The 22,050-nt window shown below is 73.5% G+C and carries 14 protein-coding genes, 2 pseudogenes and 1 riboswitch; of the genes and pseudogenes, 7 read left to right on the top strand and 9 right to left on the bottom strand.

Annotated elements, in window-relative coordinates:
* Positions 1-82 precede the first annotated feature (82 nt).
* Positions 83-1,495, bottom strand: coding sequence for a YibE/F family protein (locus AB0910_RS15265; RefSeq protein ID WP_366745059.1), 1,413 nt, complete (start codon positions 1,493-1,495; stop codon positions 83-85).
* Between the two features lie 73 nt (positions 1,496-1,568).
* Positions 1,569-1,714: riboswitch (TPP riboswitch) on the top strand.
* On the opposite strand from AB0910_RS15265, the gene thiC reads away from it, so the two are divergent.
* On the top strand, positions 1,708-3,459 hold the full coding sequence (thiC, locus tag AB0910_RS15260; protein ID WP_366745058.1) for a phosphomethylpyrimidine synthase ThiC: 1,752 nt from the start codon (positions 1,708-1,710) through the stop codon (positions 3,457-3,459). (Overlaps the previous riboswitch by 7 nt.)
* A gap of 76 nt (positions 3,460-3,535) precedes the next feature.
* Here the strand turns inward: thiC and AB0910_RS15255 are convergent.
* Positions 3,536-4,221 (bottom strand): annotated as a pseudogene (locus AB0910_RS15255) (oxidoreductase).
* Here AB0910_RS15255 and AB0910_RS15250 point away from each other — a divergent pair.
* A pseudogene (locus AB0910_RS15250) lies at positions 4,121-4,363 on the top strand (hypothetical protein); the annotation flags it as partial. The pseudogenes AB0910_RS15255 and AB0910_RS15250 overlap by 101 nt on opposite strands.
* Positions 4,364-4,489: 126 nt before the next feature.
* Here the strand turns inward: AB0910_RS15250 and AB0910_RS15245 are convergent.
* The 3 genes from AB0910_RS15245 to AB0910_RS15235 all read right to left on the bottom strand — a co-directional run bounded on the left by AB0910_RS15245 (position 4,490) and on the right by AB0910_RS15235 (position 8,230).
* Entirely contained in the window at positions 4,490-5,383 is an 894-nt protein-coding gene (locus AB0910_RS15245) for a hypothetical protein (RefSeq protein ID WP_366745057.1), read from the bottom strand.
* Positions 5,384-5,629: 246 nt separating this feature from the next.
* Positions 5,630-6,772: a metallophosphoesterase gene (locus tag AB0910_RS15240; RefSeq protein ID WP_366745056.1), complete on the bottom strand. Its 1,143-nt coding sequence runs from the start codon at positions 6,770-6,772 to the stop codon at positions 5,630-5,632.
* Between the two features lie 336 nt (positions 6,773-7,108).
* A complete protein-coding gene (locus AB0910_RS15235) occupies positions 7,109-8,230 on the bottom strand; it encodes a LacI family DNA-binding transcriptional regulator (protein ID WP_345644490.1) in 1,122 nt (373 codons plus the stop codon).
* A gap of 449 nt (positions 8,231-8,679) precedes the next feature.
* Between AB0910_RS15235 and hisC the strand changes: the two genes are divergently transcribed.
* The 5 genes from hisC (at position 8,680) to AB0910_RS15210 (ending at position 18,060) form a co-directional block, all read left to right on the top strand.
* On the top strand, positions 8,680-9,756 hold the full coding sequence (gene hisC, locus AB0910_RS15230; RefSeq protein ID WP_366745055.1) for a histidinol-phosphate transaminase: 1,077 nt from the start codon (positions 8,680-8,682) through the stop codon (positions 9,754-9,756).
* 359 nt (positions 9,757-10,115) lie between these two features.
* Entirely contained in the window at positions 10,116-11,630 is a 1,515-nt protein-coding gene (locus AB0910_RS15225; protein WP_366745054.1) for a cytochrome ubiquinol oxidase subunit I, read from the top strand.
* A gap of 14 nt (positions 11,631-11,644) precedes the next feature.
* Positions 11,645-12,682 (top strand): cytochrome d ubiquinol oxidase subunit II, encoded by a 1,038-nt coding sequence (gene cydB / locus AB0910_RS15220; RefSeq protein ID WP_366745053.1) that lies wholly within the window; start codon positions 11,645-11,647, stop codon positions 12,680-12,682.
* A 19-nt stretch (positions 12,683-12,701) separates the two neighbouring features.
* Positions 12,702-16,394, top strand: a complete 3,693-nt coding sequence (gene cydD, locus AB0910_RS15215; protein ID WP_366745052.1) for a thiol reductant ABC exporter subunit CydD — start codon at positions 12,702-12,704, stop codon at positions 16,392-16,394.
* A gap of 118 nt (positions 16,395-16,512) precedes the next feature.
* Positions 16,513-18,060: a GAF domain-containing protein gene (locus tag AB0910_RS15210; protein WP_366745051.1), complete on the top strand. Its 1,548-nt coding sequence runs from the start codon at positions 16,513-16,515 to the stop codon at positions 18,058-18,060.
* Between the two features lie 159 nt (positions 18,061-18,219).
* Here AB0910_RS15210 and AB0910_RS15205 read toward each other — a convergent pair whose 3' ends face one another.
* From AB0910_RS15205 to AB0910_RS15190, 4 genes are all read right to left on the bottom strand, one after another.
* On the bottom strand, positions 18,220-19,089 hold the full coding sequence (locus tag AB0910_RS15205) for a Cof-type HAD-IIB family hydrolase (RefSeq protein WP_366745090.1): 870 nt from the start codon (positions 19,087-19,089) through the stop codon (positions 18,220-18,222).
* Positions 19,090-19,233: 144 nt separating this feature from the next.
* Positions 19,234-20,073: a helix-turn-helix transcriptional regulator gene (locus AB0910_RS15200; RefSeq protein WP_366745050.1), complete on the bottom strand. Its 840-nt coding sequence runs from the start codon at positions 20,071-20,073 to the stop codon at positions 19,234-19,236.
* Positions 20,074-20,119: 46 nt separating this feature from the next.
* The gene (locus tag AB0910_RS15195) at positions 20,120-20,905 is read right to left on the bottom strand and encodes an SDR family oxidoreductase (protein ID WP_366745049.1); all 786 of its coding nucleotides are present in this window, start codon (positions 20,903-20,905) and stop codon (positions 20,120-20,122) included.
* 218 nt (positions 20,906-21,123) lie between these two features.
* On the bottom strand, positions 21,124-22,020 hold the full coding sequence (locus AB0910_RS15190; RefSeq protein WP_366745048.1) for an LLM class flavin-dependent oxidoreductase: 897 nt from the start codon (positions 22,018-22,020) through the stop codon (positions 21,124-21,126).
* Between the last annotated feature and the right edge of the window lie 30 nt (positions 22,021-22,050).

Below are 22,050 nucleotides of genomic sequence, written 5' to 3'. Positions count from 1 at the left end.
CGTCCGGGACGCGGTCGGCGCCGGACCACACGCCCGGGCGCCCGGCCTGCGCACCCCTCCGTGCCGGCCGGTGGTGCGCCGGTCAGTGCTTGCGGCGGTGGCCCGCGGGACGCTGGGGCGCCGGGAGGGCGCCGCTCTGCCGGGGCACGCCGCCCGGACCTGCCGCGGGCAGGGAAGGGTCCGAGCGGTCGGCGGCGACCACCAGCGCGGCCAGCACCGTGGTCACCGGCACGGACGCCACCAGGCCGATGGAGCCCACCAGCGTCCTGACGATCTCCTCCGCGACCAACTCGCTGTTGGCCACCGTTCCCATCCCCGAGTCCGCGATCGAGAACAGCAGCAGGAGCGGCAGCGCGGCGCCCGCGTACGCCAGGACCAGGGTGTTCACCACGGACGCGATATGGTCCCGGCCGATCCGGATGCCCGCCCGGTACAGGGCGCGCGCCCCCATCGACGGGTCGGCCTGGTGGAGTTCCCACACGGCGGACGTCTGGGTGACCGTCACATCGTCCAGAACCCCGAGCGATCCGATGATCACGCCCGCCAGCAGCAGGCCGCTCATGTCGATCCCCGGATACAGGCCGTGGATCAGCCCGGTGCTCTCGTCGGTGTTCCCCGTCAGGCTCGTCCAGCGGATGAACACCAGCCCCAGCGCGCCCGTGACCAGGAGCGAGACCAGCGTGCCCAGCACCGCGACGGAGGTCCTTGCGGTCAGCCCGTGGCACAGGTAGAGCGCGATCAGCATGATCGCTCCGGCCCCGATCACCGCCACCAGCAGCGGGTTCGCCCCCTGGAGTACGGCAGGCAGGACGAACAGCGTCAACACGCCGAAGGACACCGCGAGCGCCACCAGCGCCGTGACGCCCCGCATCCGGCCCACGACGACCACCGCCAGCGCGAAGATCCCGGCGAGCAGGTAGAGCGGGAACGTGCGGTCCACGTCCGTGACGGAGTACTGGAGGTCGTGCGGGGCCTTGGGCGCGTACGCCAGCACCACCCGTTGTTTCACGTGAAACTGCCGGGGCGCGTCCGGCTGGACCACCTCGTCGAACTGCCGGCCCTTGTCCTTGCCGGTCTCCACCACCACGGTCGCCTTCTTGCAGCCGCCGCCGGCCGACTGCCCGGAGGGCGCCGACGGCGCCGAACTCCCCGCTCCCGCACCGGCGGACGAGCGGTCGCCCGACGAGGGGAGCTGCGCGGCGTGCACGTCCGCGCAGTCCATCGCCGCGATCCGGGTCACCAGGCCCTGCTGGGTCTGCTGGTCGAAGCCCACCCCTGACCTGTGGTGGGCGGGCGCGCCGCCCGGCCACAGGACGGCGAGCCCCACCACGACCGCCGCGGCGAACGGGATCAGCACCGCGGCGATCACCGTGCGCAGATGCCGGGAGACCGGCGCGGCCGGGCCGTGGTGGTGGGTGTGTCCGCCGCCGGGCCCGGGGCCTTCGCCGCCGGGCCGCGCGGACGGGTGCTCGGGCGGCTGCTGAGGTCGGGTCACAGGGCAGATCATGCCAACAGCGGGCCGAGGCCCTCTGGTCTTCGCGCGGGACGAGGCGTTAGCGTGGTCGCGCATTTGCACACGCGGGAGCTCGGAGCACCGGGCTGAGAGGGCGCTGACGTGCGGTGACGTGGGGAGAACCCCCGCACCCCTGCGCTGCGCCGACCGCTGAACCTGTTACCGGGTAATGCCGGCGTAGGGAGTTTGGTCTCATGACCGTTCAGGAAACAGACACGTCTGCCATCGGCTGGCACAAGGGGTACCTCCAGGGCTCGCGCCCCGACCTCCGGGTGCCGGTGCGGCGGGTGCACCTCACCAACGGGCAGGACGTGACGCTGTACGACACGTCGGGTCCGTACACCGATTCCGGGATCGAGACGGACGTGCGGCGCGGTCTCGCGCCGCTCAGGGAGAACTGGATCATCGCGCGCGGCGACACCGAGGAGTACGCGGGGCGGCCCGTGCGCCCCGAGGACGACGGCCTCAAGCACACCGCGCCGCGCGGCGGGCTGCGCAACCTCGACGCGGTCTTCCCCGGCCGCCCGCGGCAGCCGCGGCGCGGCAGGCCGGGACACGCGATCACGCAGCTCGCGTACGCGCGGCGCGGCGACATCACCCCGGAGATGGAGTACGTGGCCCTCCGGGAGAACGTCTCACCCGAGACGGTCCGCGAGGAGATCGCGGCGGGCCGGGCGGTGCTGCCGGCCAACGTCAACCACCCGGAGACCGAGCCGATGATCATCGGTAAGAAGTTCCTGGTGAAGGTCAACGCGAACATCGGCAACTCGGCCGTCACCTCCTCCATCGAGGAGGAGGTGGACAAGATGACCTGGGCGACCCGGTGGGGCGCCGACACGGTCATGGACCTCTCGACCGGCCGCAACATTCACACCACCCGCGAGTGGGTGCTGCGCAACTCCCCCGTACCGATCGGCACCGTGCCGCTCTACCAGGCGCTGGAGAAGGTCGACGGCAGGGCGGAGGAGCTGAGCTGGGAGATCTACCGGGACACCGTCGTCGAACAGGCCGAGCAGGGCGTCGACTACATGACCGTCCACGCCGGTGTGCTGCTGCGGTACGTGCCGCTGACCGCCCGCCGCAAGACGGGCATCGTCTCGCGCGGCGGCTCGATCATGGCGGCCTGGTGCCTGGCGCACCACCGGGAGTCGTTCCTGTACGAGCACTTCGAGGAGCTGTGCGAGATCCTCGCCGCGTACGACGTGACGTACTCGCTGGGCGACGGGCTGCGGCCCGGCTCCATCGCGGACGCCAACGACGAGGCGCAGTTCGCCGAGTTGCGCACCCTCGGCGAGCTCAACACCATCGCCAAGCGGCACGGCGTGCAGACGATGATCGAGGGCCCGGGCCATGTGCCCATGCACAAGATCAAGGAGAACATCGACCTCCAGCAGGAGGTCTGCGAGGAGGCGCCGTTCTACACGCTCGGCCCGCTGACCACGGACGTCGCCCCCGCGTACGACCACATCACCTCGGGCATCGGCGCCGCGATGATCGCGTGGTGGGGCACGGCGATGCTCTGCTACGTCACGCCGAAGGAGCACCTGGGCCTGCCGGACCGCGACGACGTGAAGACCGGCGTCATCACGTACAAGATCGCGGCCCACGCGGCCGACCTGGCCAAGGGCCATCCGGGGGCGCAGGAGTGGGACGACGCACTGTCGGACGCGCGGTTCGAGTTCCGCTGGGAGGACCAGTTCAACCTGGCGATGGACCCGGACACGGCACGCGCGTTCCATGACGAGACGCTGCCCGCCGAACCGGCGAAGACGGCCCACTTCTGCTCGATGTGCGGGCCGAAGTTCTGCTCGATGAAGATCTCCCAGGACATCAGGCGCCAACACGGCGGCGAGCTGGGGGCGTCGGAGATCGAGGAGGGCATGGCGGAGAAGTCCCGCGAGTTCGCGGCCGCCGGCAACCGGGTCTACCTGCCGCTGGCCGACTGACCTGCCCTGTCCCGGCGCGCTCCCCGGCCCCGCGCGGGCCGGGGAGCGCGCCGCTCCCGCGCGGGGATGTCCCCGCTCACTGCGCCATGAGCTTCTCCGACTCCTCCCACAGCTCCCCGGCCGCCGTCGGGTCGACGGCGTACGCCGCGACACCGGGCGCGTCCATCCACGCGGGTGCGGCCTCGGGGTCGTGCACCGCGGCCTCCTGGCAGTTCTCGAAGGAGCGGCCGCCGACGCCCTCGACGAGCGGGGATCCTGCCAGCAGAGTTGGCCGTGATGCCGTCGGCCGCCCAGCGGCGGGACGCCTCGACCGCGAACAGCACGTTCGCCGTCTTCGACTGCCCGTACGCCACCCATGCGTCGTAAGGGCGGCGCCGGAAGTGCAGGTCGTCGACGACGGGCGAGCGCAGGTGCCCGCTCGAGCTGACGGAGACGATCCGGGCGCCGCCGTCGCCCCCCCCCGCGGCGGCGAGCGCACCGTGCAGGTGGCCAGGCGGAAGTGCCCCAGGTGGCTGGTGGCGAAAGCGGCTCGACCCGGGCGGTTTCCCTGCCAGTGGTCCTCGCGATGTCCGCGGCGGTGCGCCGGCCCGCCTTTGGATCCCGGACGGCGAGGGGCACCTCGGCGCCGGCCGCCGCCAGGGCGCGGGCCGTCTCCACGCCCATGGCGGAGGCACCGCCCGTGACGACGGCACGGCGGCCGGACAGGTCCACCCCGGCGAGGACGTCCGCGGCGGTCGCCTCGCGGGTGAAGGGGGTGGTCATGCGCAGCGAGGAAGTCCGCTCCCTGTGGGCGCGGCACGACGTGCGCCCGCGCACCAGCGGCACGGCCCTGCTGCACCATCCGCAGGTCGGCGACCTGCACCTGCGCTACGAGAAGCTCGCCGTGACCGGGGCCGAAGGGCAGCTGCTCGTGGTCTTCCACGCGGAGCCGGGAAGCCCCTCGGCCGACGCGCTGACCCTCCTGGCGCAGCTCGCCCGGGCTGAGCCGCGGGCACCCCTGCGCGTCCGCGTGGGGCACGCGCCTCGGCCCTTACTCCGGCTGGTGCTCGGGGCCTCCGTAGTCCGGGCTGCTGAAGTCGGGGCTGGCGTACCGGGGGCGGCTGCCGCCGGCCGTGCCGTCGCCGGGGCTGGAGAAGTCCGGCCTGCTGTAGCCGATCTTCGGCAGTTGGTGGTCCCGCGTCGGCGCTGACGGCCGCTCCCGGGCCGCGCGGTCCTGCGCTGAGCCGTACTGCGGCCCGCCGTCGCGGGTCTCGGCCTCCTCGGCCTGCCGCAGCGTCCGCCGGAGGTACGGCACGATCCCGCGCTCCAGCAGGGCCTCGCGCCACTCCTCCCGCGCCTGCGCCACCTCGTCGAGCGCGCCCGCGCCGGTGGAGCGGATCTGCGTCGAGCCGTTGCGCAGCGCCGTCACCAGCAGGCCGACGCCCGCCGCCAGCATGCCGAGCGCCATGACGGAGGCGAAGAACCAGCCGAAGGCGATCAGCGCGTCGGCCAGGGGCCTGGTGGCGCCGACCGCCCTGAGCAGGTAGCCGGCGAGCAGGAAGATGACCGCGGCGATCGCGGCGAGCACCGGGACGAGCACGGCGGCGATCGCGGCGACGCCCGCGCCCGTCGCCGCCGGATCGCCGAGCACGGACGTGCCGGGCAGGCGCGGCACCGGCGCGGAGGACGGCGGCGCGGGGACGGGGGAGGCCGCACGCGGGGCGCGCCGCTCGGCGCGCAGCTCCCGGTAGCGCTCGTACTCGGGCGCGGCGGCCTGCGCGATCAGCGACTGGGCATCCAGCGCCATCCCGCGCAGCTGGCGCGCCGTCAGGTGCCGTCCCACAGCGGCGAGATCGGGCCGGTCCCGCGCGGCGCGCAGCGCCTCGTCAAGGGTCCGCTCGAAGTCCGCGCGGTCCTCGCCCAACAGATGCGGAGCGCTGTTCATGGTGCATCCCCCGATGCTCCGTAGGGCCGGTCCACCCGGCTGAGAGCGGGCGGTGGGCAGAAACGGAGGAGAGTCTGCTACGGATACGCCGATGGTAGAGCGGTTCAGGCCCCCTGTGACAGGGACTTTCGCGAAATCGCCCGCCCGTCGGCCGATTCGGCGGCACCACCGACGCAGGACGGATGTCGCTCCTGCGCCCGGCCGCGGGCCGCCCGGCACCGCGGCGCGCCGGGCGCTCCTCTCCGTTCAGTCGTGCAGCGGGAGCTGGACGACCAGCAGCTTTCCGGCCATCGTGACGCCGCCGTCCATCGCGACGGCCAGCCCGTCCGCGTAGACGTGCGGGCCCTCCACTACGGGTCCCGAGCGCCCGCCCTCGTCGTCGGGGTCCTCGGTCCCGACCTCGCCGAGCAGGTAGGGGATGGGGCTGTGGCCGTGCACGATGCGGCTGCCGCCGTACGAGGAGAGCAGTTCGCGCACGGCGTCGGGGCCGTCGTCGCGGAAGGCGAACCGCCTGGTCAGCTTGCGGAAGAGGTCCCAGCACTCGTCGGCGTCGTTGCGGGTGAGGATCTGGTGGACGGTGTCGTTGACGTCGTCGATCGTCGTCCCGTAGTCCAGGTACGCCGTGGTGTCGGAGTGCATGAGCAGGTGCCCGTCCTCCTCGGCCACCGCGTCGAGGCGGGACATCCACTGGAGGTGGACGTCCTGGAGGCGCTCCATGTCGGACTGCTGCCCGCCGTTGAGCAGCCAGGCGGCGTGGAACGTCGCCGTGCCCGCACCGGAGTTGATGGGCGTGGGGCCGAACCGCTTGGCGCCGAGCAGCAGCAGCTCGTGGTTGCCCATGAGCGCCTTGCAGTAACCGCCGGCGGCCGCGGCTTCGGCGGACAGCCGCATCACCAGGTCGATCACGCCGACGCCGTCGGGGCCCCGGTCGGTGAAGTCGCCGAGGAACCACAGGCGTGCGGTGCCCGCCGACCAGTGGCCCTCGCCGTCCACGAGCCCCTGCTCGGCGAGCGCGGCGAGCAGCTCGTCCAGATAGCCGTGGACGTCGCCGACCACGTAGAGCGGGCCGAGCGCCGGCTCGGCCGCCCGGTCCTCGGCGACCTGCATGCGGACGGTGGGCGCGGGCGCCTCGTCGTCGCCGAGTACCGGCAGGTCGCGCTCGGTCGGCGTGTAGTCGTCCGGCAGCTCGGTGTCGGGGACCGCGTTGCCCGGGTGCGCGGGCGCGACCGGCTGTCCGTTCTCCAGACGCGGCTGCGCCGCCTGGGGCGGGACCTGTGGCGCGGCCGGCGCCTCGCCCTGCACGGGAACCTGCTGTGCGTAGGGCGGCACGCGGAAGTCGCGCAACGTCGCCGTACGCACCACGGGTTCCTCGTCGGCCCCCTGTGTCATCGACCCCTCCACCACCGTCGCGCCGCCGTACACCGCCGGGTCCTGACCTGCCGGACGGGGATCTGCCCACCTGAGAGAGGGAGGGACCCGCGGTGTCGTGCGCCCATCATAGGAATGCAGCTCCTCCTGTGTGACGCACCAGGGGTGGTGAATCCGAACCTGATGCCCGCCGACCGGCTCTTTTCGCGCTGATCGCCCCGAAAGAGGTGGTCTGGACCTGTGCTCAGGGGCGGGGAGGAGCGGCCCCTGGCTCAGGACCGCGGCACGGAAGCCCGGCCTCCGCGCCGCCCGGCCGTCCGTGCGCGGGCGCGGCGGCCGGGCGCGTCGGCGCGCGGGTCAGGGGCGGTCGCTCGACGGGGAGCGGGGCGCGCTGACCGTCCTGCGCGGCGGGCGCCGCTGCGACGACGTCCGCACGATCAGCTCGGTCGGTATCACCCGTTCGAGGGGCCCGTCCGCCGCGACGCCCTCGATGGCGTCGATCAGGAGCTGTACGACCGCGGTGCCGATGCGGCGCGGCTTGAGCGAGAGCGTGGTGATCGGCGGCTCGGTCGCCGCGTACACGGTCGACTCGCTGCAGCAGACGAGGAGCAGGTCCTCGGGCACGCGCAGGCCGTAGCGGCGGGCGGCGGCGAGCAGGTCGGTGCCGTTGGGGTCGAACAGGCCGTAGACGGCGTCGGGGCGGTCAGGGCGCGCCAGCAGCCGGTCCGCCGCGACGGCGCCGGCGCAGGGGTCGTGCGCGGGGTACGCCTCGTAGACCGGGTCCTGGCCGACGCGTTCGCACCAGCGCAGGTAGGCGCTGGTGGACAGGCGTGTGTAGGTGTCCGTGGTGGTGCCGGTGAGCAGTCCGATGCGGCGCGCGCCCGCCTCGGCCATGTGGTCGAGCAGGTCGAGTACGGCGGCCTCGTGGTCGTTGTCCACCCAGGCGGTGACCGGCAGCGTGCCCGCGGGCCGGCCGTCGGAGACGACGGGCAGCCCCTGGCGCACCAGCTCCGTGACGACGGGGTCGTGGTCGGAAGGGTCGACGACGACGGTGCCGTCGAGGGCGACGTTGGACCAGACGTCGTGCTGGGAGGTGGCGGGCAGGATCACCAGGGCGTAGCCGCGGGCGAGCGCGGCCGAGGTCGCGGCACGCGCCATCTCGGCGAAGTACGCGAACTCGGTGAAGGTGAAAGGTTCATCCCCGTACGTGGTGACCGTGAGCCCGATCAGCCCGGACTTGCCGGTGCGGAGGGTTCTGGCGGCCGCCGACGGGCGGTAGCCGAGGCGCTCCGCGACCTCGCGGACATGGCGTCGCGTGGCATCGGGTAACCGCCCCTTGCCGTTGAGCGCGTCGGAGACGGTCGTGATGGAGACACCGGCCGCGGCGGCTACGTCACGGATACCGGCCCTACCGCCTTGCCGGCCTCCCCTGCGCGTTGTGTCCGTCCGGCTCACCTGGTGTTTCCCTGCTGCTGTCATGGCGAGCCGATAGTAGGGCGCGGGCAGGTGGTTGGGCGTGTCGCAAATGCACCACTTGGCAGGCACGTTTCTGCATGATCATTTAGCTCTAATGCCTTGATAAGTAAAGGGAGTTACGGGATCGTGTCGTGATCTTCCATGTTGTGGGCGGCTTATGCCTGGGGCGGGGGCCATGTTTCGAAGAGGTCTCAACTCACCACTACGGGGGACGCGCGCCACGGCGCGAGCCACCAGCGCGCGCCAGACAGGAGTGCGCCCCCGGCCATACGGGCCCGGCGAGGCCGCCGGGTGGGGCGCGCGGGGCCGGAGGTTCGCGGGGCCTGGACGGGAGAGCGCCGGCGGGCGCGGGCCCGGCCGCCCCGTTCGCGCGGGGGCCGTCTGCTCGTAGGGTGAGATCACCCGTGCGGCGGAGCTGCCGGTGCGGGCGGGAACGGCGAGGAGGAGCAGTGGTGAGCGAGACGGGTCCCCGGCTGCGGGCGCAGTTGGACGGCATCCCCACCTACAAGCCGGGCAGGCCGGCGCCCGCGGGCGCCGCCGCGTACAAGCTGTCCTCCAACGAGAACCCCTATCCGCCGCTGCCCGGCGTGATGGAGCAGGTCGCCGCTTCGGCGGAGCGGCTGCACCGCTACCCGGACCTGGCGTGCACCGAGCTCACCGCGGAGCTGGCCGGCCACTTCGGGGTGCCGGCGGCGCACGTCGCGACCGGCACCGGGTCTGTGGGGGTGGCGCAGCAGCTCGTTCAGGCGACCTCGGGCCCCGGCGACGAGGTCCTGTACGCGTGGCGCTCCTTCGAGGCGTACCCGATCATCGTGCAGATCTCGGGGGCGGCCTCCGTGCAGGTGCCGCTGACCCCGGGCGAGGGCCACGACCTGGACGCGATGGCGGCCGCGATCACCGAGAGGACGCGGCTGATCTTCGTCTGCAACCCCAACAACCCGACGGGCACCGTGGTGCGCAGGGCGGAGCTGGAGCGGTTCCTCGACAAGGTGCCGTCCGACGTGCTGGTCGTCCTGGACGAGGCCTACCGCGAGTTCAACCGCGACGCGGAGGTGCCCGACGGCGTGGAGATCTACCGCGACCGGCCGAACATGGCCGTGCTGCGCACCTTCTCCAAGGCGTACGGGCTCGCGGGGCTGCGGGTCGGCTTCGCGATCGCCCACGAGCCCGTGGCCGACGCGCTGCGCAAGACGGCCGTGCCGTTCGGCGTCAGCCAGATCGCGCAGGACGCGGCCGTCGCCTCGCTGCGGTCGGAGGAGCAGCTGCTCCTGCGGGTCGACGCGCTGGTCAAGGAGCGTGACCGGGTCGTCGGCGGGCTGCGCGCGCAGGGCTGGACGGTGCCGGAGACGCACGCCAACTTCGTCTGGCTCCGGCTCGGCGAGCGGACGCTGGACTTCGCCGCGCGGTGCGAGCGCGCCGGGGTGGTGGTGCGGCCGTTCGCCGGTGAGGGCGTGCGGGTGACGGTCGGGGAGCCCGAGGCGAACGACCTGTTCCTGGGCGCGGCGGAGGAGTTCCGCACGGTGCTGTAGCCGCCATTGCCGCATGCGTACGGGCCGCCCGGGACTTTGCGTCCTCGGCGGCCCTTCGCGTCGTGGACGGCACCGGCTCCACCGTCCCTGCCGCGGTGGCCACTTGCGTCTTTTGCGGGCCTATGTCCCAGCCACTCGGCCGACATTCCCGGCATAAGGTGCGACGTCGATGTGACACGCATCAGATGTGATTCAGGCGACGTACCCCCGCCTGCCGATCCGGTGGAGGGCTGCGCCATACTGGTCTTGTGAATGTGAACGCATTCACAAGCCCGCCTGGTTCGTTGTTGTTTGCGGGGCTATGGCACCGCAGTGGGCCGGGTGGGGCGCGTGACCACGGCGAAGTAAGGAGAGACGACGTGGACCTCGCTTTGGCGCCGGACACCCTGGCCCGCTGGCAGTTCGGCATCACCACCGTCTACCACTTCCTCTTCGTGCCGCTCACGATCTCCCTCGCCGCCATCACGGCCGGGCTGGAGACCGCATGGGTCCGTACCGAGAACCCGAAGTACCTCACGGCCACGAAGTTCTGGGGAAAGCTGTTCCTGATCAACATCGCGATGGGGGTCGTCACCGGCATCGTGCAGGAGTTCCAGTTCGGCATGAACTGGTCGGACTACTCGCGGTTCGTCGGCGACGTCTTCGGAGCCCCGCTCGCCTTCGAGGCGCTCATCGCCTTCTTCTTCGAGTCCACCTTCGTGGGCCTGTGGATATTCGGCTGGGACAAGCTGCCGAAGAAGATCCACCTGGCCTGCATCTGGATCGTCTCGATCGGCACGGTCCTGTCCGCGTACTTCATCCTCGCGGCCAACTCCTGGATGCAGCACCCGACCGGGTTCCGCATCGACAAGAAGACCCACAGGGCCGAACTCACCGACTTCTGGTCGGTCCTGACCCAGAACACCGCGCTCACCCAGTTCGCGCACACGCTCACCGCCTCGTTCCTGGTGGGCGGCGCGTTCGTGGTCGGCATCGCCGGCTACCACCTCGCGCGGAAGAAGCACGTCCCGGTGATGCGGACCTCGCTGCGGCTCGGCCTGGTCACCGTGGTGGTCGCGGGCCTGCTCACCGCCCTCAGCGGCGACCAGCTCGGCAAGGTGATGTTCAAGCAGCAGCCCATGAAGATGGCGGCGGCCGAGGCCCTCTGGAACGGCGAGTCCCCCGCGCCCTTCTCCGTCTTCGCCTACGGGGACGTCGCCAAGGGCCACAACAGCGTCGAGCTGGAGATCCCCGGGTTGCTCTCCTTCCTCGCCGACGACGACTTCTCCTCCCACGTCCCCGGCATCAACGACGTCAACAAGGCGGAACAGCAGAAGTTCGGGCCCGGCGACTACCGGCCCAACATCCCGGTCGCCTACTGGGGCTTCCGCTGGATGATCGGCTTCGGCATGGCCTCCTTCGGCCTCGGGCTGCTCGGTCTGTGGCTCACCCGGAAGAAGTTCCTGCTCCCCGCGCACCTGCGGACCGGGCCCGACGAGGTGCCGCACCTCGTCCTCTTCCGCAGTACGGCGCTCCCCCCGAGGCTCGCCCGCTGGTACTGGACCGCCGCCCTCGCCACGACGACCTTCCCGATGATCGCCATGTCCTGGGGCTGGATCTTCACCGAGAACGGGCGGCAGCCCTGGGTCGTCTACGGCGTGCTGCGCACCTCCGACGCGGTCTCCCCCGGCGTCTCGACCGCCGAGGTCCTGACCTCGCTGATCGTCTTCACCCTGCTCTACGGGATCCTCGCGGTCGTCGAGGTCAAGCTGATGGTGAAGTACGTCAAGGCCGGGCCGCCCGAGCTCACCGAGTCCGATCTCCACCCGCCCACCCGGATCGGAGGCGACCGCGCAGCCGCGGACGCCGACCGGCCGATGGCCTTCTCGTACTGAGGAGCCGGTCCGCCATGCAACTCCACGACATCTGGTTCGTCCTCATCGCCGTCCTGTGGGCCGGCTACTTCTTCCTCGAAGGCTTCGACTTCGGCATCGGGGTGCTGACCAAACTCCTCGCCAGGGACCGGGCCGAGCGGCGCGTCCTCATCAACACCATCGGGCCCGTCTGGGACGGGAACGAGGTCTGGCTGATCAGCGCGGCGGGCGCGACCTTCGCGGCCTTCCCCGACTGGTACGCCACCCTGTTCTCCGGCTTCTACCTGCCGCTGCTGCTCATCCTGGTCTGCCTGATCGTGCGCGGCGTCGCCTTCGAGTACCGGGCCAAGCGGCCCGAGGAGCGCTGGCAGCGCAACTGGGAGCACGCGATCTTCTGGTCGTCGCTGCTGCCGGCCGTCGTCTGGGGCGTCTTCTTCGCCAACATCGCGCACGGGCTGCGGATCGACGCGCACGGCGACTACGTCGGCGGGCTCGGGGACCTGCTCAACCAGTACGCGCTGCTCGGCGGCGCGGTGACGCTGCTCCTCTTCACCTTCCACGGCGCGGTGTTCGCGGCGCTGAAGACGGTCGGGGGCATCCGGGTGCGGGCCCGGCGGCTGGCCACCGGGCTCGGGGCGGCGACGGCCGTCGCGGTGGGCGGCTTCCTCGCCTGGACGCAGATCGACAGCGGTGACGTGGAGTCCCTGTTCGCCGTGGTCGGCACCGTGGTGGCGCTGGTCCTCGCGGTGGTCGCGGCCGGACGCGGGCGCGAGGGCTGGTCGTTCGCCCTGTCGGGGCTCGCGGTGGTCGGCGTCGTCACCACGCTGTTCCTGACCCTCTTCCCCGACGTGCTCCCCTCGACGCTCGACCCCCGGTGGAGTCTGACGGTCTCCAACGCGTCGTCGACCCCGTACACGCTGACGATCATGACGTGGTGCGCCGGGTGTGCGACGCCGCTCGTCCTGCTCTACCAGGGCTGGACCTACTGGGTGTTCCGCAAGCGGATCGGCACCCAGCACATCGCCGGGGCGGGCGGGGCCGGCGTGACCGTCCCCGCGGCCCGCACCCACTGACCGGGAGCCGGTGTTTCACGTGAAACCAATCGATCCCCGACTGCTCAGGTACGCCCGCGCGACCCGCTTCTTCCTCGCCGCGACGGTGGTGCTCGGCGCGGTGGGAGCGGGGCTGGTCATCGCGCAGGCCATGCTGATCGCCGAGATCGTGGTGGGGGCGTTCCACCACGGCCGGGGGGTGGGCTCGCTGCTGACGCCGCTGGTCCTGCTCGGGGCGGTCGCCGCGGGCCGGGCGCTGGTGGCCTGGCTGACCGAGCTGGCCGCCCACCGCACCAGCGCCTCGGTCAAGTCCGAACTGCGCGGTAGGCTGCTGGCCAGGGCCGCGGCGCTCGGCCCCGGCCGCCTCAGCGGGCAGCGCACCGGCGCGCTGGTCACGCTCGCCACCCGCGGAGTCGACGCGCTGGACGACTACTTCGCCCGCTACCTGCCGCAGCTGGGCCTCGCCGTCGTGGTGCCGGTGGCGGTGCTCGCCCGCATCGTCACCGAGGACTGGATCTCCGCGGCGATCATCGTGGTGACCCTGCCGCTGATCCCGGTCTTCATGGCGCTCATCGGCTGGGTCACCCAGGCGCGAACCGACCGGCAGTGGCGGCTGCTGACCCGGCTCTCCGGGCACTTCCTCGACGTGGTCGAGGGGCTGCCGACCCTCAAGGTCTTCGGCCGGGCCAAGGCGCAGGCCGAGTCGATCCGCCGGATCACCGACGAGTACCGGCAGGCGACCCTGCGCACGCTGCGGATCGCGTTCCTCTCGTCCTTCGCGCTGGAGCTCCTGTCGACGCTGTCGGTGGCGCTGGTCGCCGTCGGGGTCGGCCTGCGGCTCGTCCACGGCGACCTGGACCTCACCACCGGCCTTGTCATCCTGGTGCTCGCGCCCGAGGCGTATCTGCCGATCCGGCAGGTCGGCACGCAGTACCACGCGGCGGCCGAGGGGCTCTCCGCGGCGGAGGAGATCTTCGCCGTCCTGGAGGACGAGGCGCCGCGCAGCGGGGCAGTGGTGCCCGGGTCCGTCCGCCTCGAACTGCGGGACGTGGCGGTGCGCCACGAGGGCCGCGCCGCCGCGTCGCCCGCCGGGGCGACGCTCGACGTCCTGCCGGGCGAGACGGTCGCGCTGGCCGGGCCGAGCGGGGTCGGGAAGTCCACCCTGCTCGACGTCGTGCTCGGCTTCACCCGGCCCGACTCGGGGACGGTACGTCTCGGCGGCGTCGACCTCGCGGACGTGGACCTGGCGGGCTGGCGCGAGCAGATCGCCTGGGTCCCGCAGAACCCGTATCTCTTCGCGGGCACCGTCGCGGAGAACGTGCGCCTCGCCCGGCCGGACGCGGACGACGCCGCGGTGTGGGCGGCCTTGCGGGACGCGGGCGCGTACGCGTTCGTCGCGGCGCTCCCGGACGGCGCGCAGACCGCGCTCGGCGAGGACGGCGCCGGGCTCTCCGCGGGGCAGCGGCAACGGCTCGCGCTGGCCCGCGCGTTCCTCGCCGACCGGCCGCTGCTGCTCCTCGACGAGCCGACCGCCGCGCTCGACGGCGCGACGGAGGCCGCGATCGTGGACGCGGTACGCCGCCTCGCGGCCGGCCGCACCGTCCTGCTGGTCGCCCACAGGCCCGCGCTGCTCGCGGCGGCGGACCGGGTGGTGACCCTGAACGCGCCCGAGGCCGCCGCGGCGCCCGCCGCCCGGCGGGGCGCGCCCGCGGCTGCCGCGGGCGCGCGATCCGCGCGGGCGGAGGTGCCCACGGGGCGGGCGGGGGCGTCCGCCGGGTCGGCGGGCGTACGGCCGGCTGGGTCTGATGCGCCCGCGGGGCGGGCGGCCTCGGGTGTGGAGTCGGCTGGGGCGTCCGTCGGGGCGGCGGGTCCGCTGTCGGTGGGGGTGGGGTCGGGGTCGGGGCGGTCCGGATCGGTTGTGGGGCGGGAGGCGTCCGGCGCGGAGCGCGGCGGGTTGGACTTCGCGCGGGGTCCGCGTACCGGGGTGGTCGTGGGGCGCAGGGCGATGCGGGGGCGGTTGCTGCTCGCGCTGGTGCTCGGGAGCCTCGCGCTGGGCTCGGCCGTCGGGCTGCTCGGGGTGTCGGGCTGGCTGATTTCCCGGGCGTCGCAGCACCCGCCCGTCCTCTATCTGATGGTCGCGGTCACCGCGACGCGCACCTTCGGCATCGGCCGCGCCGTGTTCCGGTACGCGGAGCGCCTGGTGTCGCACGACGCCGTGCTCCGGCTGCTCGCCGGGGTGCGCGTCGCCGTCTACCGGCGCCTCGAACGCGTCGCGCCCGCGGGGCTGCGCACCACCCGCAGGGGCGACCTGCTGACGCGGCTCGTCGCCGACGTGGACCAGCTCCAGGACTACTGGCTGCGGTGGCTGCTGCCCGTCGGGGCCTCCGCGCTGGTGTCCGCGGCGACCGCCGCCTTCACCGCGTGGCTGCTGCCGGCGGCGGGCCTGGTGCTCGCGGCCGGGCTGCTCGTAGCGGGGGTTGCCGTGCCCGCGCTCAGCGGCGCGCTCGCCCGCCGCGCCGAGCGGCGGCTCGCGCCCGCGCGCGGCGCGCTCGCCGTCCAGGTCGCGGAACTCCTGCGCGGGGTCGGCGAGATCACCGTCGCCGGTGCCCTGCCGCGCCGGCTGCGCGCCGCCCGTGCCGCGGACGGCGAGCTGACCTCGCTCGCGTCACGCGGCGCCGCCGCCACCGCGCTCGGGGCCGGGCTCTCGGCGCTGGTGTGCGGACTGACCGTGGCCGCCGCCGCGGTGGCAGGGGTCGGGGCAGTCGCCTCGGGACGGCTGCCAGGCGTGGACCTCGCGGTCGTCGTCCTGTTCCCGCTCGCGGCGTTCGAGGCGGTCGCGGGGCTGCCGCTCGCGGTCCGGTTCCGTACCCGCGCTCGGCGCAGCGCCGAGCGGGTGCGGGACGTGCTCGACGCGCCCGTACCCGTGGCGGAGCCGGAGCACCCCGCGGCGCCGCCCGCCACGCCGTTCCCGCTGCGCCTCGACGGTGTGACCGCGCGCCACCCCGGCGCCGCGCGCGACGCGCTCACCGGGTTCGACCTGACGCTGACCGCGGGCCGCAGGGTCGCCGTCGTCGGACCCTCGGGGTCGGGCAAGACGACCCTGGCCCAGGTGCTGCTGCGGTTCCTCGACCCCCGCGAGGGCCGCTGGCAGCTCGGCGGCACCGACGCGAGCGCCCTCGACGGCGACGCGGTGCGCCGGTTCGTCGGGCTCTGCGCCCAGGACGCGCACCTCTTCGACAGCTCCGTACGGGAGAACCTGCGCCTCGCCCGTACGGACGCCACCGAGGACGAACTGCGGGACGCCCTGCGGGCCGCGCGGCTCCTCGACTGGGCCGACGGGCTGCCGCACGGCCTCGACACCCTCGTCGGGGAGCACGGCGCGCGGCTCTCCGGCGGCCAGCGCCAACGTCTCGCGCTGGCTCGCGCGCTCCTCGCGGACTTCCCCGTCCTCGTCCTCGACGAGCCCGCGGAACACCTCGACACCGCGACGGGCGACGCCCTGACGGCGGATCTGCTGGCCGCGACCGAGGGCCGTACGACCCTGCTCATCACGCACCGGCTGCACGGGCTCGAAGCCGTGGACGAGGTGGTCGTCCTCGACGCCGGGCGCGTCGTGCAGCGCGGCCCGTACGCACGGCTCGCTGCGGAGGAGGGGCCGCTGCGGCGGATGGCCGAGCGGGAGCGCGCGGGGGACCTGGCGGGTGGCGCGCTGCTCGCGGGCCGGGCCGCGTGACGCAGCCGCCCCGCGCGGGGTGACGGCGGACCGTGCGCGCCGTGCCCGGGCGTCTCGTGTGCCGGTCGGCGGCGGAGCGCGCCGTGCGCGGGGGATTCGTCCTGATTAGTCTCTGACCATGACGTCCGAGCCGCCCGCCGCGGAACCAGCGGCCGCCGAGTTCAGTGCCGGTGTGCCGGGGCTCCTTGAGGCCATGCGGGCGATCGGCACGGATCTCGAACTGCGCTCCACCCTCGACCGCATCTGCCTCATCGCGGCGGAGCTCTCCGGCGCCCGGTACACGGCGATCGGCGTGATGGACGAGGCGGGCGACGACTACCGCGAGTTCGTCACCTACGGCAGGGCGGAGGACCTGCTGGAGCGCATCGGCGTACCGATCCGCGTCCGTGGCCGGATCTTCGGCCACCTGTACCTCGCGGACCGGCGGGACGGCACCGAGTTCAGCAGCCAGGACCTGCACATGATGCGCGTCCTCGCGACGGCCGCCGGCATGGCGATCGGCAACGCGCGGCTCTACGAGGCGGCCCGCCAGCGCGAGCGGTGGATCGACGGGTCGGTCGCCGTCACCACCGCGCTGCTCTCGCGCGGCGAGGCGGGCGACGCCGCCGACCCGCTCACGGTCGTCGCCGAGCAGGCACGGCGCCTCGCGGAGGCCGACGCGGGGATCGTGCTGCTGCCGGCGGAGGGCGGCGGCCTGGAGATCGTCGCCGTCTGCGCCGACACCCCGGGCAGCAGGCTCGGTGCGGTCTTCCCCGAGGACAGCCCGATCGTCGCGGCGCTGCTCGACGGCGAGTCGGTCTTCCTCGACGACGCGGCGACCGAGTCGAGCAGGACCGACCTGGCCGACTCGTACGGCCCGGTGATGCTGCTGCCACTGGAGAGCGGCGGCCGGGTCCTGGGCGCGCTCGCGACGCCGCGGGCGCGCGGGGCGCGGCGGTTCACCGAGACCGAGCGCATCCTCGCCGCGCAGTTCGCCTCGCAGGCGGCGCTCGCGCTGATGATGGCCGAGGCCCAGCGCGACCGGGAGCGGCTCGCCGTGCTCGAGGACCGCGACCGGATCGCCCGCGACCTCCACGACGTGGTCATCCAGCGGCTGTTCGCGACCGGCATGATGCTGGAGGGCGGCCGGAAGGACGGGGACTCGGCCGAGGTCCGTACGGGCATCGGACGGGCCATCGACGAACTGGACGTGACGATCCAGGAGATCCGCACGGCCGTCTTCGCGCTCCAGCAGGACACGTCGGACGAGCCCGCGGGGCTGCGGACGCGCGTCCTGCGGGAGATCAAGACGGCCGCCGTGCCGCTGGGGTTCGTGCCTGTGGCGCGGTTCGTCGGGGACGTCGACTCCGCGGTGGGCGAGCCGGCAGGCCGGAACCTGATCGCCGCGCTGCGGGAGGCGCTGTCCAACGCGTTCCGGCACGCGCACGCCGGCCGTATCGAGGTCATCGTGGACGCCACGGCCGCGCTGCCCGACGGCACGCCCGCGGTCCGGCTGACCGTGGCGGACGACGGGGTCGGCGTGCCGGAGGGCGGCAGGCGCAGCGGCCTGCGGAACCTGACCAGGCGCGCGGAGGCGCTCGGCGGTTCGAGCCGCGTGGAGACCGGCGCGGACGGCGCGGGCACGACGGTGCTCTGGCAGGCGCCGCTCGGCACGGAAGCGGACTGACTCCGCCGCGCCGGGCCTCGCGTCCCGGCGGGCGCCGCCGCGCCGGGCCCGCGCGTCTCGGCGGGCCCGGCCGTCTCGGGCCCCGGGTCTCGGCGGGCCCCGTGCCGGGTCCGCGCGGCCTGCGGGTCACCCCCTGCCGGGCCCCCGCGTCGCGTGGGCTCAGCCGTGGCGGGTGAGGATCTCCTCGATGACGGCGGCCACGCCGTCCTCCTCGTTGGTGGTCGTGCGGTCGCTCGCGGCGGCGAGTACGTCCGGGTGGGCGTTGCCCATGGCGTAGGAGGTGCCCGCCCAGGTCAGCATCTCCAGGTCGTTCGGCATGTCCCCGAACGCGACGACCTCGTCGGCCGAGATGCCGCGCTCCGCGCAGCACAGCGCCAGCGTGCTCGCCTTGCTGACGCCGTAGCCGCTCACCTCGATCAGGGCGGACGGGCTCGACCGGGTGAAGGAGGCCCGGTCGCCTGCGACGGTCCTGCCGAGGGTGAGGAAGCCGTCGGGGGTCAGGTCGTGGTGGTGGGCGAGGAGCTTCACGACCGGCGCGGGCTCGCCGCCGTCCCGCACGCCCTCGTCGAGGAGCTTCTCGGCGGGCGCGACGAGGGTCCCCGGGTCGAGCGCGAAGCGCGGGTACGCGGGCTCGTAGGTGATGCCGTCCGTGAACTCCACGGCGAACGAGGTGCCGGGCGCCGCGGCGCGCAGCTCCCGTACGACGTCCAGCGCGACGGGGTGCGGCAGCGGCCTGACCTGCGTGGGGACGCCGGTGTGCAGATCCACCACGACGGCGCCGTTGCCGCAGATGGCGAGCCCGTGGCCGTGGACGTGGTCGCGCACGACGTCCATCCAGCGCGGCGGCCTGCCGGTCACGAACAGCACGGTGAGGCCCGCGGCCTCGGCGGCGGCGAGCGCGGCGACCGTGCGGTCCGACACGGACTTGTCGTCGCGCAGCAGCGTGCCGTCCAGGTCGGTGGCTATCAGACGGGGGCGGGCGGGCAGCGGCGACTCGGTCGCCTCGGCGGAGGGCACGGGGTCGGAGATCACCCGGTCATTCTCCCGTACGGGGCGTCCGGGCGGCCCCGCGCGTGTCCGGGCTCACTCCGCGCGGCCGGTCCCGCGCGGGCCGTACCCGCCAGGCCGCGCACGGCCCGCCCGGCACGTGCGGGACGGTGGGGCGCGCCGGCCTCAGCGCACGGGGCTGCGGTCGCCCGTCACGGAGAGCAGGCGCAGCTTCTCGTGGCTCTCCGAGCCCGGCGTCGCGGTGAAGACCAGCAGCACCTGCGACTGGGTGTCGTCGTGCAGCACCTGGCAGTGCACTTCGAGGAGGCCCAGGTCCGGGTGGGTGATCCGCTTCTGCGAGGTGTGGACCATGCCGATCTCGTGCGCGGCCCACACCGTGCGGAACTCCTCGCTCTGCGCCAGCAGCGCGTCGACGATCTCCCCGGCCCTGGAGTCCGCGCCCTGCTTGGAGTAGACGGCGCGCAGCTGCGAGGCGAAGACGCGGCTGTGCCGCGGGTGGTCCGCCTCCGGGTAGACCCGGCGCGCGTACGGGTCGGTGAACCACCGGTGGTAAATGCTCCGGTCGAGCCCCGTGTACCGGGTCTCGTCGCCGAACAGCGCGACATTGAGCCGGGTCTGCCTGAGCGTCTCCCCGAGCGCGTTCACGATCTGCGCGGGGGTGTCGGCCAGGCGGTCGAGGATGCGCATGATCCCCGGGTTCACATGGTCTCCGACCAGCTCGCGCCTGGGGGTGTTGTGCCCCGCGAGCCGGAAGAGGTGGTCGCGCTCCTCGAGCGAGAGATGGAGGCCGCGTGCGATGGCCGCGAGCATGGGCTCCGAAGGCTGGGGCCCGCGCTGCTGCTCGATCCGGGTGTAGTAGTCCGTGGACATCCCGCTCAGGGCGGCCACCTCCTCGCGCCGCAGGCCGCGGGTGCGGCGGCGGGCGCCGCGCGGCAGGCCCACGTCCTCCGGCTGCAGCGCCTCGCGGCGCGTGCGCAGGAAGTCCGCAAGCTGTGCTCGGTCCATGGTGTCAGTCTCCTCCTTCTCCGCGCTCTCGGTGCCGCCGTACCGGTCAGAGCAGGTGGCCGCCTGACGCCTCGACGCGCTGGCCGTTGATCCAGCGGGTGCGCGGGTCGAGGAGGGCCGCGACCACGCCGCCGATGTCCTCGGCGACGCCCACGCGGCCGAGCGCGGTCAGCTTGTCGAGCGCGGACCGGGTGGCCTCGTCGTCCCGTACGGAGCCGCCCGCGAAGTCCGTGGCGATCGGTCCGGGCGCGACGGCGTTGGCGGTGATGCCGCGGTCGCCGAGCTCCTTGGCCAGGTAGCGTGTGAGGACCTCGACGCCGCCCTTCATGGACGCGTAGGCGGACATGCCGGGGAGGGTGAAGCGGGCGAGACCGGTCGACAGGTTGATGATCCGGCCGCCGTCCGCCATCAGCGGCAGGAGGGTCTGCGTCAGGAAGAACACGCCCTTGAGGTGCACGTTCATCATCTGGTCGAAGCCCTCTTCGGTGATCTCGGTGAAGGGGGCCATCACGACGGATCCCGCGTTGTTGACCAGGAAGTCGAAGTCGTCCCTCGCCCAGTGTTCCTTGAGCAGGCCGCGTACGGTGTCGGCGAACGCGGCGAAGCCTGAGACGTCCGCGGTGTCGAGGCGCACCGCGTGGGCGGTGCGGCCGAACGCGGCGACCTCGGCCACGACGGAGGCCGCCTCGTCCTCGTGCGAGCGGTAGGTAAGGATCAGATCGGTGCCGGCCTCGGCGAGCCGCAGCGCGGTGTCGCGGCCGAGACCGCGGTTGGCGCCGGTGACGATCGCGATCGTCCCGGTGCCGGCGTGGGTGGTGGACGCAGTGGTCATGAGGGGCTCTCCCAGCGGGTGCGGAAGGCCGGTCGCGTGCCGGTCACGCGTCCCGTACGGCCTCCGTGCACACCACTCTCGGCGGGCTCCCGCACCGGATGAAGGCCTCACTTGTCCAGGGACTCCCGATCCCCCTTTGCCCTCTTGCTGCCTCCTCCCTGCCCTCTTCCGCGCAGCTCAGAGCGGTATTCGCCGCCCGACGCACGGACCGCCCCGGCTCAGCCGCCCAGCTGCGCGGGCGCCTCGGCGGCGATCCGCTCGAAGACCGCGGGATCGGTGTCGAAGTCGGAGTCGGGCACCGGGGCGTGCACGACGATCTCGGTGACGCCGAGCTCGGCGTGGCGCCCGGCGAAGTCCACGAAGGCGTCCACCGACGACATGGGCAGGGCGCGCTCCGGGGTGAAGCCGGTGAGCAGCACCTTGTCCAGCTCGTCCGGGTTCCTGCCGATGTTCTCGCAGGCGGCGCCGAGCCGCTCGATCTGGCCGCGGACGGCTGCCAGCGACTGCTCAGGCGTGCCGGTCTCGAACAGCCTGGGATCGCCGGTGGTCACCCAGGCCTGTCCGTACCCGGCGGCGAGCCCGAGACCGCGCGGCCCGGTGGCGGCGACGGCGAACGGGAGCCGGGGCCGCTGCACGCAGCCGGGGATGTTGCGTGCTTCGCCGGCCGAGTAGTACGTGCCCCGGTGCGTCACGGCGGGCTCGGTCAGCAGCCGGTCGAGCAGCGCCACGAACTCGGCGAGCCGGTCGGCGCGTTCGCGCGGCGACCAGGGCTCCTGCCCGAGCGCGGTGGCGTCGAAGCCGGTCGTCCCCGCCCCGACGCCGAGGGTGACGCGCCCGCCGGAGATGTCGTCGAGGGTCATCAGGTCCTTGGCGAGGGTGACCGGGTGGCGGAAGTTGGGGGAGGTGACGAGGGTGCCGAGGCGGAGGGTCGTGGTGGCGGTGGCCGCCGCGGTCAGGGTGGGGACGGCGCCGAACCAGGTTCTGTCGCGGAAGGAGCGCCAGGAGAGGTGGTCGTAGGTGTAGGCGGTGTGGAAGCCGAGTTCCTCGGCGTGCCGCCACGCCTTTCGGCCCTCGGACCAGCGGTGGATCGGCAGGATCACGGTGCTCAGACGCATGCGGCCGACGATACGGGGGCGCTCGCGCGG

This window comes from Streptomyces sp. NPDC047002 (genome assembly GCF_040704505.1).
In the GTDB taxonomy this organism is placed as follows: domain Bacteria; phylum Actinomycetota; class Actinomycetes; order Streptomycetales; family Streptomycetaceae; genus Streptomyces.
The sequence above is the reverse complement of the archived record's forward strand: the minus strand, read 5'-3'. Positions and strand labels throughout refer to the sequence as shown.